This window comes from Parabacteroides vesiculifaciens (assembly GCF_049860805.1).
In the GTDB taxonomy this organism is placed as follows: Bacteria; Bacteroidota; Bacteroidia; order Bacteroidales; family Tannerellaceae; genus Parabacteroides.
In genome coordinates this window covers 1,038,467-1,051,715 of the sequence record NZ_CP187555.1, presented here as the reverse complement: position 1 = coordinate 1,051,715, position 13,249 = coordinate 1,038,467, and the positions used below count along the sequence as shown (strand labels likewise).

General features: G+C 44.2%; 11 protein-coding genes and 1 pseudogene. 4 read left to right on the top strand and 8 right to left on the bottom strand.

Annotated elements, in window-relative coordinates; translation table 11 throughout:
- Positions 1 to 148: 148 nt before the first annotated feature.
- Positions 149 to 1,267 (bottom strand): annotated as a pseudogene (locus tag ACPYIV_RS04140) (AAA family ATPase); the annotation flags it as partial.
- 314 nt (positions 1,268 to 1,581) lie between these two features.
- Between ACPYIV_RS04140 and ACPYIV_RS04135 the strand changes: the two are divergent.
- From ACPYIV_RS04135 to ACPYIV_RS04125, 3 genes are all read left to right on the top strand, one after another.
- On the top strand, positions 1,582 to 1,863 hold the full coding sequence (locus ACPYIV_RS04135; protein ID WP_293733431.1) for a hypothetical protein: 282 nt from the start codon (positions 1,582 to 1,584) through the stop codon (positions 1,861 to 1,863).
- A gap of 97 nt (positions 1,864 to 1,960) precedes the next feature.
- On the top strand, positions 1,961 to 3,769 hold the full coding sequence (locus tag ACPYIV_RS04130; RefSeq protein ID WP_293733432.1) for a PBP1 and LysM peptidoglycan-binding domain-containing protein: 1,809 nt from the start codon (positions 1,961 to 1,963) through the stop codon (positions 3,767 to 3,769).
- Positions 3,766 to 4,428: a porin family protein gene (locus ACPYIV_RS04125; RefSeq protein ID WP_293740450.1), complete on the top strand. Its 663-nt coding sequence runs from the start codon at positions 3,766 to 3,768 to the stop codon at positions 4,426 to 4,428. The genes ACPYIV_RS04130 and ACPYIV_RS04125 overlap by 4 nt, the downstream gene beginning before the upstream one ends.
- On the opposite strand, the gene ACPYIV_RS04120 is transcribed toward ACPYIV_RS04125, so the two are convergent.
- The 7 genes from ACPYIV_RS04120 to ACPYIV_RS04090 all read right to left on the bottom strand — a co-directional run bounded on the left by ACPYIV_RS04120 (position 4,429) and on the right by ACPYIV_RS04090 (position 12,602).
- Positions 4,429 to 8,340 (bottom strand): hybrid sensor histidine kinase/response regulator transcription factor, encoded by a 3,912-nt coding sequence (locus ACPYIV_RS04120; RefSeq protein ID WP_425885679.1) that lies wholly within the window; start codon positions 8,338 to 8,340, stop codon positions 4,429 to 4,431.
- A gap of 314 nt (positions 8,341 to 8,654) precedes the next feature.
- On the bottom strand, positions 8,655 to 9,116 hold the full coding sequence (locus ACPYIV_RS04115) for a DUF4293 domain-containing protein (protein WP_293733435.1): 462 nt from the start codon (positions 9,114 to 9,116) through the stop codon (positions 8,655 to 8,657).
- Between the two features lie 98 nt (positions 9,117 to 9,214).
- Positions 9,215 to 9,547: a DNA-directed RNA polymerase subunit omega gene (locus tag ACPYIV_RS04110; protein WP_005643800.1), complete on the bottom strand. Its 333-nt coding sequence runs from the start codon at positions 9,545 to 9,547 to the stop codon at positions 9,215 to 9,217.
- A 27-nt stretch (positions 9,548 to 9,574) separates the two neighbouring features.
- Positions 9,575 to 10,384: an outer membrane protein assembly factor BamD gene (locus tag ACPYIV_RS04105; RefSeq protein ID WP_293733436.1), complete on the bottom strand. Its 810-nt coding sequence runs from the start codon at positions 10,382 to 10,384 to the stop codon at positions 9,575 to 9,577.
- A gap of 66 nt (positions 10,385 to 10,450) precedes the next feature.
- The gene (locus tag ACPYIV_RS04100) at positions 10,451 to 10,876 is read right to left on the bottom strand and encodes a hypothetical protein (protein ID WP_005639303.1); all 426 of its coding nucleotides are present in this window, start codon (positions 10,874 to 10,876) and stop codon (positions 10,451 to 10,453) included.
- Positions 10,877 to 10,896: 20 nt separating this feature from the next.
- Positions 10,897 to 12,198, bottom strand: a complete 1,302-nt coding sequence (locus ACPYIV_RS04095) for a phenylacetate--CoA ligase family protein (protein ID WP_301704729.1) — start codon at positions 12,196 to 12,198, stop codon at positions 10,897 to 10,899.
- Between the two features lie 146 nt (positions 12,199 to 12,344).
- Positions 12,345 to 12,602: a hypothetical protein gene (locus ACPYIV_RS04090; protein WP_293733438.1), complete on the bottom strand. Its 258-nt coding sequence runs from the start codon at positions 12,600 to 12,602 to the stop codon at positions 12,345 to 12,347.
- Between the two features lie 243 nt (positions 12,603 to 12,845).
- Between ACPYIV_RS04090 and ACPYIV_RS04085 the strand changes: the two genes are divergently transcribed.
- The gene (locus ACPYIV_RS04085; protein WP_293733439.1) at positions 12,846 to 13,070 is read left to right on the top strand and encodes a hypothetical protein; all 225 of its coding nucleotides are present in this window, start codon (positions 12,846 to 12,848) and stop codon (positions 13,068 to 13,070) included.
- The last annotated feature ends 179 nt before the right edge of the window (positions 13,071 to 13,249 follow it).

The following is a 13,249-nucleotide window of genomic DNA, read 5'->3' as shown; positions in this document are numbered from 1 at the left end:
TTGTTATGTTACAAATGCAAAATTACCAATACCCACTCATATCGTCTTATTTTTTTGGTGACATTTTGGTGACAATATCAGCTTTCCACCACCCACCTCTCGATATTACGGGTTTCGGATGAGAAATTCACACCGATTTTGACGATCGAAGAAGGTATTTGACAAAACCCTCCTCTACTTCCAAATTAGGAAAACCTAACCGGTAAATCCGAAAACGGGAGTCATACCCTTTGATCGTCAGATAGCCGCTCTGATAAAAAGCAGAAAGCGGATCAGAATCAAACGATTCCGCACCGCCAAACATTTCAACATCAACCTCCTCATGCGCCATACGATCCAAATCGTAATGGGTGCGTTTCAGGAGTTCTACTAAATAGGAAGGGGTGCCGGTTGCAAACCAATAGCTGCCAAATTGCTTCGCATCAAAAGTATTCAACAGGCTGAAAGGATTATAAAGTCCCTCCGTATCAGCAGCAAAGTGATAACCATCGTAACGCCGTTTCATCTCTTGGCAAACCTGGTTGTAATCCATATTTAGAGAGTCGCTCAGTTCATGCAATTCCGATTCTAAGTTTTCATGCAACTCATTCTCTGTAATGCCGCATAAATCAACAAACTCCCTGCGCATCGAAATGTCCTTCAAATTATTCAGGTCACTGAAAACACTCACTTTGCTGAACTTGGTCACACCTGTCAGCATCGCAAAACGGATATAACCGTCCGCACTTTTCATTACACCATAGAATGCTTTCAACAAACTGCGGTAGGCTTCCTGCAATTCAGGGTTTCCGATTGCCTGCAACAATGGTTTATCATATTCATCTATCAAAATCACAACGCGTTGTCCCGTTTTCTCATAAGCCCGGCGAATCACCTGGTAGAAACGTTCCTCCGGTTTACGATCTCCGAATGGGCTATCATATAACTGTTCCCATATTTCAAGGTATTTATTCAATTCTTCCAAGAGTGATCCTATATTTTCATATTGACGGGCATTCAGATCAAGATGCAGGACCGGGTATCGTTCCCAATCTTTTTCCAACTCCTCGATGGCTAATCCGGCAAATAATTCTTTCTTACCCTCGAAATAGGCTTCCAAAGTAGATAGCAACAAGCTCTTCCCGAAACGGCGCGGGCGGCTAAGGAAATAGTAACTTCCACTTTTTGCCAGTTGGTAGACGAGGGCGGTCTTGTCCACATAGAAATAGCCGTCTCTCCGAATCTTCTCGAAGTTTTGGATGCCGATAGGATAAATCTTGTTGCTCATGATTACGGATTTTAATTAAAACACTTCACACACAAAGATACGTTTTTTTATGGATATCCGAAACATCCGGGGTGATTATATCATTTTCTACAATAACCCTCCATTTTCCTATTTCAAGAGAAAACAATTGCAGTTCCGATCTGTCTTTTATCTACCGATCTGGCATTTTTACTAACACACGGACTAATCCGTTGCCTGGTTCACCCAAACGACGTTGCATCTGTCTATTGATTCTCCCCGATTCCTTGCATTCCGGAAAAGCTAAACTCCCGGAGAATCGAATATTTGAGAAAACAAGACAAGGACACGGGAATATGGCAAGGAGAACAAGGCTTTTTTCCGGGATTCCGGTAGCGGATTTCCATGACGACCGTCTTCATCGCCACGACGACCGTCTTCGTTGCCGTGAGCTGCCGTGTTCACTATGTATGAACATTGACTTCATGGCGATGAAGACGGTCGTCATGGAAATTTTCTGCGCAACTCATGGGCAAGACGTCCCCAAAACTACTTTTTCCGTTCCGGGAACAATCGTAAGAAAGACACTTGACAAGGGAACTACGGGCTGTTTTAATGGCGTTTTTTACAATAAGTAGGATGTCGGGAATGCCGGATAAAACACTTTAGCAATTTATCTTTTATTACTCTCGTTTTTTGTTGTTATCTTTGCCCCTAAATAATCCAAATCAGCAAATGAATAAGATTAACATATACGTATTGACGTTCTTTCTGAGCCTGGCCGGTGTTACTGTTTATGCACAAAACAACAGGTCGCAAGTGGTTATTACGAACGGGCAGGACAACAACGATGTATTTTTCCATACGATAGAGAGGGGGCAAACCGTTTATGCAATCGCTACTATGTACGGGGTTGCGCCTGATGATATCTACCGGCTGAATCCGGGTAGCAAAGAAGGGATCAAGGCTGGCGCCACCCTTAAAATTCCGCAGCGAGACATGGTTGGAGGCACTGCTAAAAAGCAGGAAGAAAACTATATATTCCATACGATCCAGCCCAAAGAAACCTTGTATTCATTATCCATCCGGTACACAGTCCCGGCTACCGCCATCGTGAAAGCGAACCCCGGCCTGTCTACTTCCACCTTTACGATCGGCAAGACGATCCGTATTCCGGCGACACAGGTGGAAGACTTGCCGGTAACAGAAGCCAAGACCGTTACCAAAGAGATCGAATATACCGTCCAGAAAAAAGAAACCATGTACCGGATCTGCCGGAAATTCAATATTTCCAGTTACGAGTTGCTCAAGCTTAACCCGAAACTGAAAGAAGGGGTTAAAGCGGGTATGGTTATTAAAATCCCCGTGCAGGCCGAAGAACATGTGACGACCGGACCGGCAACCGCCACGCTTTCGGAGAGGGACGTGAACGCATTGCTTTCGGAACCGAAAAGCATCGAACACGTCAACAGCGTCAAAGTGGCTCTGCTATTGCCGTTTATGACGAACGAAGCGGTTCCTTCTACGGAGACGCAGCGTTTCATCGAATATTATGAAGGTTTGTTGCTGGCGGTGGACAGTCTTAAAAATACGGGCTGCTCCGTCGACCTGTCGGTCTATGATACGGGTAACGGGACGAAGAAACTGAAAGAGATCCTGAAAGAGGACGCCTTGAAGAATGCCAACCTCATTATCGGAGCCGTACAAAACGACCAAATCGGACCGGTTGCGGAATTCGCCCAGAAGAATAACATCAAATATGTGATTCCTTTTACGTCGAAGAACGACGATGTGCTGTCGAATGCATACGTTTATCAGGTAAATACGCCTCACTCCTACTTGTATGCCAAAGCGGCACAAGGCGGATGCGACCTGTTTGCCGAAGACAACATAATCTTGCTGAACATCAATGACGGCAAGGACAAAACCGAATTTATCAAAACATTCAAAGCCGAGATGAAGCAGCGGAACATACCGTTCAGTGAAATCAATTACAACGGTGAAACCCTGACAGCCGATGTCGAAGCCCTTCTCAAGGCTGATAAACGAAACGTGATCGTGCCGACTTCGGGTACGCTGGAAGCTCTGAACAAGATCAAATCTCCGTTGCGTATGCTGGCGGAAACAAAGCCTGAATTCGGATTGACTTTGTTCGGATATCCCGAATGGCAGACGTACACTCGCGAGTGCCTGGAAGATTTCTATGCGTTGAACACCTACATATACAGCAACTTCTATGCAGACAACCTGTCGAGAGAGGTGGCAAACTTCTATACAAAATATAAAAACTGGTACAGCAAGAGTTTGATCAATATATTTCCTAAATATGGCATTTTAGGATTCGACACGGGTATGTTCTTCATTGGGGCAATCAACAAATACGGCTCCAACTTCGAGAACAATCTGGACAAAATCCATTACCAGGGCGTACAGACCGGTTTCGATTTTCATCGCGTAAACAACTGGGGAGGCTTCATCAACACAAATATCTTCATTGTCCATTATCAGAGTGATTTTAATGTAACCCGGAATGAAGTAAGATGATCAGAAAAGTTATTACAGCAGCAATGATAAGCCTTGTTGCCCTGAGCGGTGTCCGGGCGCAGGATAAGTTCAAGCAGGAATTGTCTCTCGGCGCTTCCTTCGGTACTACTTTTTCCAAAGTCAGTTTTGCCCAGACCAAGGTGCAGCAGAAAATGAAGATGGGCTATACAGGCGGCCTTTCGCTCCGGTGGATAACGGAGAAAAACCTCGGATTGCAGGCCGAGTTGAATTTCACCCAACATGGATGGGATGAGAAATTTGAAGACCAACCACAATATAAATATAGCCGGACGATCAATTATATCGAACTTCCGATCTTGACACATATCTATTTCGGTAGCAAGCGCTTCAGGGTGTTTGTCAACTTAGGGCCTAAAATCGGGTATGCCTTCGGAGAGAAAACGGATGAGAACCTGAACGGGGCGAGTCCTAACACGGAGAACGCGCAGCATGATATGCCCGTCGAAAAGAAATTCGACTGGGGGTTATGCGGCGGACCGGGTATCGAGCTTCATACGGGTATCGGTTCCTTCCTGCTGGAAGGCCGCTACTACTATGCCCTCGGAGACATATTCAACAGCCGCAAAGAGGATTACTTCTCCAAATCGTCTTCGCAGGTGATATCGGCTAAGATCACGTATATGATTCCTGCTTTTTAATCATAACTCTTGCCTGAACTGGGAAGGCGTCTCGCCATATATCTGTTTAAAGACAGTACTGAAATAACGTTGGTGGGAGAAACCGGTTTTCTCCGATACTTCCTGTATGCTCATATCCTTATCGGCAAGGAGGCGGACTGCTTCGGCCATCCTGAACTTGTTGATATAATCGCCAATGCTGATGCCGGCAAGCAGTTTCAGCTTGTTGTAAAGCGAAGCACGGCTCATCGCCATCCGGGAGGCAACGAACTGTACATCCAGGTCCGGATTGGTGAGGTTGCTGCTGATCAGTTCATTCAGTTTGCGCATGAATTGCTCGTCGGCATTGCTGATCGTATCGGCCTTGGGCGATACGACCTGTTCGGCTTCCTTATAACGGTTCCGGATAATTTCACGGCTCTTCAACTGATTGCGCAGGACCGTAAGAAGGAAAGCGAGATCGAAAGGTTTCGGGACGTACATATCGGCTCCTAACTTATATCCCTGCACGGTACTTTCGTTATCGGTACGTGCCGTCAACAGGATGACCGGAATATGGCTGATTTCCACATCACTCTTTATACGGCGGCATAATTCGAACCCGTTCATATAAGGCATCATGACATCACTGACTACCAGGTCGGGAAGATTCGCCCGGATCTTTTCAAGCGCCTGCCGTCCGTCTTCCGCAACAAAAACTTTTTTAAAATATCCGCTTAATTCATCTTTCAGGTAACTACGCAGTTCCGGTTCATCCTCCACGACCAGAACCGTATATCCGGCAACCGGATATACGGTTTCAGGTATCTCGACATCGGATGTTTGAAGCAACCGATCCATATAGGGCTTTGCCTCGATAGGGACGGAGGTGTTCTCCAAAGGCAGCTCAAAAAAGAAGGTTGCCCCCTTCCTTTCATTTGCCTGGGCACCGATATTTCCGCCGTGCATTTCCACCAGCATCCGTGCATACGACAATCCGATCCCGCTCCCTTTCCGGTCATGCTCGCCTTGATAGAAACGGGTAAACAGGCGGTCGATCTCCAAATGGTCCAACCCGATGCCTTCATCCGAGAGGGAGATACGGACATAATCCGGCTTCCGGCGTGTAGACAAGACGACAACGGTGTCCGGTTCACTGAACTTCAGCGCATTCATTAACAGATTAGACAAAACGATCTCACATTTGGAGACATCGAAAGGCACTTCACCCAGCGACTCGTCAAGATCATAGACCAACCGGATATTCCGAACCTGGAATTCAAGTTTAAAATCTCCGGATACTTCCTGCAGCCAGTCGTTGACGGGCTGCTTAGTCAGAGTCAACGATTCGCCTCCGATCTCCATTTTCCGGACATCCAACACCATATTGATATTGTCTTTAATCCGGCGCGTCTGTCTGAAAATACCGGTCAGCAAATGCAACAACTTATCATCCTTCACTTCTCCCGAAGCAAGCAAGCGTTTCAGTGGTGCATATATAAGGGTAAGAGGCGTACGGAGTTCATGGCTGATATTGATAAGAAAGCGGACCCGGTCTTCATACGTTTTCCGTTCATGTTCCTTGATCGCCCAGACCATCTTACGTTCCTTTTTCAATACCACCAACCAGGCTACCAGTGCCGATCCGCCCAAAATACAGAAGATCAGCAAAATCAGGAACCCGGTTGTTTTCCACCAGGGTGGCGTCACAGTAATTGACAATAACTGGACCGGAGTGCTCCAGTCGCCATTCCTTTTATTGCAGGACACCCAAATATGATATTCACCGACAGAAAGGGCATGGAAAGAAATCGTATGACTGGACCGTTCGATCATTTCATTCAGGCTGCCTTTTATGTAATAACGGAGCAGTTTCTTCCGCATCAGGTCATTTTCTTTCACGATAATCCGGGCATTCAAAGAGGTATAATTCCAGGGAACCGATAGTTTGTCCCCATCCCCTATCACATCCGAACCGACAGAGACCCCATTGAGTTCCACATCCAGCAAATTGATCGAGGGATCCGCTTCCTCAGGGAAAGGCACATTATTCCGTATATAGACCAAACCATTCACACCCGCCATATACAAATCGCCCGATGCTGCCAGCAAAGGAGGTTTGAAAAGATATTCATTGGCATAAACGCCATCCGACTCACCGAAAACGACTGTTTTCTTCTCTTCGGGAATATAGGCATACAAACCGTTATGGGTTCCGATCCAAAGCCTTCCTTGCTTGTCAAAGCCTAACGAACTGGTACCGGCAAAACGGTTCCCCTCTATAGCTGAAGTATACTTTGTAACCGGATCATACCGGTACAGGCCGGAAGACGTCCCCAGCCAGAAACAACCCTCTTTATCCAGGCACGCGGCTCCAATCGTCCCGATAGAGTCAGGCGGAGTATAAAAAACATGTATGGAACGTTCTTGGTGATCCAAAACCAACAGATTGGATAAACTGCGCAAATAGGTGACAGGCTGATCTCCGGGTACTTTCATAAGAGCGGAAAGCACAATACCTTCCTCTTTACATCCGATTGCCTCCAATCGTCCCTTCGATTGATTATACAAATAGACACTATCGGAGTAAATATAGAAATGCTCTTTATCCAAGCGATCCAAATGAATAGCCAGTCCGACACGGAACAGACGGCGGGATTTTCCGGCATCGGCAACCACATATTCCCGAAGTTCTCCGGTCTTTTTATGAAAGCGATACAGCCCCTGGCTGAATATCGAAAGCAATAGCTCCTCTTCATTATATTCAATAATCGAAACCACCTTTTTATCAAATGTCGCAGGATAGTGCCGGAATTCCTCTTTTTGCGGATCAAACCGGTTGATGCCGTCACCGTCAGTTCCAAACCACAATATATGGTCACGGTCTTCATATAGGCTCGTCACGGTCTTGTAGCTCAAGCCATCAGCCGAGTTCAGGGGAACATCTCCATACGTATAAAAATAAATCTCCTTCATGCCAATCAGGCCTCCCCTGATACTGCCTGCCCACATATTTTTCTCCTGGTCATCATACAGGCAACCGAATGAATTGACCGGCAACGAATTATTATCACCGGGAATATGTGCAATCACACAGACGGTTTGTTTCTCCGGGTCATAGATATTTATTCCCCCTCCATCAGTAGCCAACCACAGTTCGCCGTCTCTTTCCTTTATATCCAGGACGACATCGTTGTTCAACAGATTGCCCGTATTCAGATGATAACGTTCCTGGCCGTCACGGGTATATCCATATACGCCGTCTGCATATACCGACAGCCAGATATCCCCCGAAGAAGCCAGGCATACGCTCGTGATTTCTTTTGCAGGAATAAAGGGGACCCGTTCCAGCTTGCCTGTAGTGAGATGATACCACCACAATCCGTTACGGCGGCAGGCAAGCAGCACGATCTGCTTTTGTTGGTCGTACATACAGGCGTGCGTAAAAGAAGAGGTAACTCTTTCCGGTCCATTTACCGGTAGAAATGTAATCCGGTTATCGGCATAAGAATATCCGAAAGCTGTTCCCGCTCCAAAAAGCAGGACTCCGCTATCCGTCACTACCGAACTGTGGACATGCAAAGGCAAACCGGCAAATGTGATGCGTACAAACCTGTCTTTGCTGCGGTCATAGCGTGCCAGTCCTCTATCGGTCCCGATCCAGATATTATGCTGAAGGTCTTCTGTCAAGAAAATAATATCATTCCCGGGAATAGAAAAAAGATTGTCCTTATCATTATAATAAGACATGATCCTTTCGCGGTCGAAACGGTTCAGGCCAAAGCTCGTCCCGATCCAGATCACGCCCTGGTGGTCACTCAGCACACAATTGACAGTCGACTGTGAAAGGCCGTCTTTCAAGGATATTTGCTTAAAATAATAATCAGGAGATTCCGCTCGTGTAGAAAATATACATAAGAATAGACTGAATAATATGACAAGCAGCTTTTTCATGTAGCAAATATAATAAAAAGATGATTCTTGAACAATCTTAGACGATATCAAACATAGAGATCAAGGCTTCCTAATACCTTTGCAAAGAAGATAAGCTAAGAATGGGCAGCAGGCTCCTCCCAAAACAAAAACGTCGCTTTTTCCCATAAAACCTGAGGCTTAACTCTACAAAACAAGTTTTGTTTCAGGAACATTAGAATTTATCATTACAAATAGAGGTAGATATAGTCTTTAGGCTATCAGATTTAGGCCAAAAAAAGAGGATGTCCCAGTGATGAGACATCCTCTTCTCTTATACTTTAATCAAAAAATTATTATCTCAGGCGGTCCAAAGAACGTACCAATGCCTCATCCGCCCCGATATTGCGTATAGCCAGGTAATCCAGGATCAGGCTAACCAGAGGAAAAGAAAGAGCAATCTTCAGGTTCAACGAAAAAATCTCCTTCTGATTATCCAGGTTCCAGCAAAAGAAAGCAAAGAGACCATAAAAGCCCAACATTAAAATCGCATTAAACACGCATAGACGTATCTGAAGGATTCTTTTCTTAAACAGGAAGATAGTCAATAGCGCCAACAAAGAGATTACGATTGCCAAAGCAAACAGCCCCCATGTAGGATAAACAAGCTCCGGTTGAGCCGCCATCGTGCTGATGCCTGTTGCATCAAACGTAAACAACTGGTCGCCCGACTGCAACACGGCAAGCGGTAAAAACAGAATGGCAATCGTCAATGCCACTATAATAAGTAAATAAACAGTCTGTATTCTCTGTAACATGATAATTGAAAATTAAAAATTGAAAATTGGAAATTGAAAAATACAGAGCGACTGACCACCCGATAATTTTCAATTCTCAATTCTCAATTTTCAATTTATTAAAGGTTATTCTTTTCTTTTGCAGGGTTCTTATAATACACCTTGCCATCTTCATACTCCTTAGCTGCGATCAAAGTCGGTTTCGGGAGCTTTTCATAGTAACGTGAAATCTCGATCTGTTCCCTGTTTTCAAAAACTTCTTCCAGGTTATCATTATAGGAAGCAAATTCCTGAAGTTTCTTTTCCAGATCCTGTTTCATCTCAACAGAAATCTGATTAGCACGTTTACCAATGATTGCAACGGTTTCATACACATTGCCCGTGTCTGACGAAAGTTTCATCATGTCGCGGGTAACCGTATTCGACGGAGCGTTAGTCTTTCTGTAATCCATACTTACTTTATTGATTAGTTGTTTTCGTTAATACGTATCTGTTATTCGCTTGCTGGCATAGTCGTAGAACTTCTGAACTTGTTTTACATACTTGCCTTCGGGATATTCGTTCATGTAGTTGTAATATTCATCCACAACTTCGCGATAACGTCCCTGCAACTTTTCTTCCACACTTACTATGGCCAGTTCATATTTGGCACGAATGGTATAGAACATAAACTCTTCCCTGTATTTGGAATACGGATAGTTCTTAAGTGCGTTCTGCGCGGTAATCACACATGAAAGATAGTTGTTTCCCATATAGGTACCCAGGTTGAAATACAACCGGACTGCCAGTAGTTCCTTGTAGGCGAGCTTTTCCTGCAATTCGAACATAATGTTCTGGGCTTCCTTGGCCCGTTCGCTTTGCGGATAATACTCCAGATACAACTGCAACTGATTAATAGCCTCATACGTTTGTGTCTGGTCCAAGCGGGGGTCCGGTGAATCCAGATACAATCCATAACCCGAATAATAGCGGGCCAACTCGGTGTATTCGCCTTTCGGATAAGTCGTATAATAGGTATTAAAGTATTGCGAAGCAGTCTGATAGTCTTTTTGGCCGTAATAGCTTTGTGCCAGCAAATACAAAGATTCTTCAGCTTTAGCGGAACCTTTGAATACAGGTACCAATTCATCTAATAAAGTGGCAGACTTCGAATATTGTTTTGCATTGAAATACTTCTTTGCATACGAATATTTCAGCTCGTAGTCCGTACTTTTCAGTATCTTATTATACTCCCCGCAGGAAGATAACAGTACTGTGATCATCATCAATAAATATACAACCTTTTTCATTCACATACTTTTAGCGCGCAAAGTTAAAGTTTTCCGACAAATAAACGAAGCGCTTAACGTTAATATTTACAACTTATATAAGTCACTGGCCGCAATAAGCTCCAGTTTATTGGCCTTCAGAACCTCCGCACACTTCTCTACATTGTCGGGACGAATGATCACATTGGCCGCTTCGCCCTGAGAAAAAGCATACATATATTCAATAAATATTCCAGCTGAAGTAATAATATCCATTGCTTTAGCCAATGCTCCCGGCTGATTGGGACAATGCAGGCAAACGACATCGGCCACACTCACCGCATATAGACGGTCGCGCAAAACCTTGATAGCTGTATCCGTATCCGACACAATCAGACGCAAGATGCCGAAGTCTGAATTTTCGGCAACCGTAAAAGCGGACATGTTTACGCCGGCTTCGCCTAATATTTTTGCAACTTCCGTGAAACGGCCTTTCTTATTCTCCAGAAAGATAGATAACTGTTTAATTAACATAGCATTTAAACTTTAGGGGTTTATACTAATTTACGATTATCGATCACATGTTTGGCTTTACCCATACTCCGCTCGATGCTGCGTGGCTCGACAATCTTTATATCGGGTTGCAAACCGATCACGCTCTGCATGCGGTTTGCGATTTTCTTCTTCAGGGCAATCATCTTGTTCATTTCGTCCGAATAACATTCCTGGCGCACTTCCACTTGAATCTGGAATGTGTCTGTATTGTTCACACGGTCGACCACAATCAGATAATGGGGTTCGAATTCCGGCATTTCGAGAATAACCGATTCCACCTGAGACGGGAATACGTTCACACCCCTTATAATCAACATATCGTCACTACGTCCGAGGATACGTCCCATACGCACAGCCGTACGTCCGCATTCGCATTTCTCATAAATCAGATGCGTCAGGTCACGCGTACGGTAACGGATCATCGGCATGCCTTCTTTCGTCAATGTCGTGAAAACCAATTCTCCATGCTGTCCCGGTTCTACAGGTTTCAGGGTAACCGGATCTACTATTTCAGGAAAGAAATGGTCTTCCCATAAGTGCGTACCGTTCTGGCACTCGCACTCGCCTCCGACACCCGGACCGCAGATTTCCGTCAGGCCATAGATATCATACGCCTTGATATTCAATTTGTTTTCCAATTCTTTACGCATATTTTCCGTCCAAGGTTCAGCACCGAAAGCACCGACGCGCAATTTGAATTCTTCCAAAGGAATGCCGGACGAATGGATCGTTTCGGCCAGATACAACGCATAAGAAGGAGTACAAGCCAAGCCCTTAGCCCCGAAGTCATGCATCAACTGAATCTGTTTCTGGGTGTTACCGCTACTCATCGGAATTACCGTCCCACCGATGTTCTCGACTCCGGCATGTGCTCCCAAGCCTCCGGTAAACAAGCCGTAACCGTATGAGACCTGTACGGAATCGTTCTTTGTCAGGCCATAAGCAGTCAGGCATCGTGCCACCACTTCAGCCCAGATAGATAAATCTTTCCGGGTATAGCCGACGACGATCGGTTTTCCCGTCGTTCCGGAAGAAGCGTGCAACCGGACAATCTCCGACATCGGCACGGCCATCAATCCGAAAGGATAATTGTCGCGCAAGTCCTGTTTAACGGTAAACGGGAGCTTCACTATATCGTCAATAGAATGAATGTCTTCCGGCGTTATCCCCATTTCCTGCATTTTTTTACGGTAGAAAGGAGAGTTATGATAAGCGTGTTCAACAACCCGCCTTAAGCGGATACTCTGTAATTTCCGCATTTCCTCGCGGTTCATACATTCGATAGTTTCGTTCCAAATCATGGTATCAGTTCGTTATCTTTTAATGTTAGTAGTCTAAATCAGTTGCAAAGTAATAACTTTTTTGCAAAGAAACCTTCTTTTTGGTTCTCCTTTTGCGCACATCTTGTTTATTGCTTCGACTTTCAAATAAAAAAAGCCTGATTGGTTCAGGCCTTTTTAATCTTATAAACATAGTTTACTTTGTCTATGCTGACTACGGCAATCGAAGCCACTTCCTTCCAGTTTTGACCTTCACAGAAGCAAACGCACTTATCAGACAAGCATCTTTCCACAATATGGAAAATCAGGCATCCGAAACGATTATATATCCATATCTCTACATTCGCTCCGATTTTAGCAGGTATGGACAAAGATGATTCGGACGGTTCCAGGAGTTGCCCCGAAGATAAATAATACGTATTCATTATTTCCAATTTTTTATATGCATTACAAATAAAACAAATCCAAAACAAAATAAGATGACAAAAAGTTTTAACCTATGACAAATAGTCCCTGAACTTGTAAAACAGGGCATAAACCTTTTTGCGGGGACTATTTGTCACACCTTTGTGACAAATTGAGACATGTTACCCGGGAAAATAGTTGCATATCCACCATAACATCTTTTCCTTTGTGTGTAATAAGATAGACGACTCAAAATTTACAACATGAACAAAGTAGAATTTATTCAGGCAATAGCAGATAAGACATCTGTAGATACAAATATTATAAAGAAAGTAATAGATGCATGTGAAGCTGTCTTAATGGAAAACGTACCGCAGGGATACGTGCAGTCTCCGGATTTAACAAAAACGGATTCATTCAAGAATAACAAGAATGTGAAAATAGTCCAGTTTCCAAATCCGGCCAACGTAGAACATAAAACAAACTAATAGATAAATGATATGATATCCATTCTTTCCATATACGAGGATATGCTTAATGCAGAAGTAATAGGTGTGAATCCGGCAGTGATACTTCTACTTGTCATCATCATCCTTATATTGATCGATATCATATTTTTATTGATAATGAAATATAAATACACCGTAAGATTTAAAAACAGAAAACT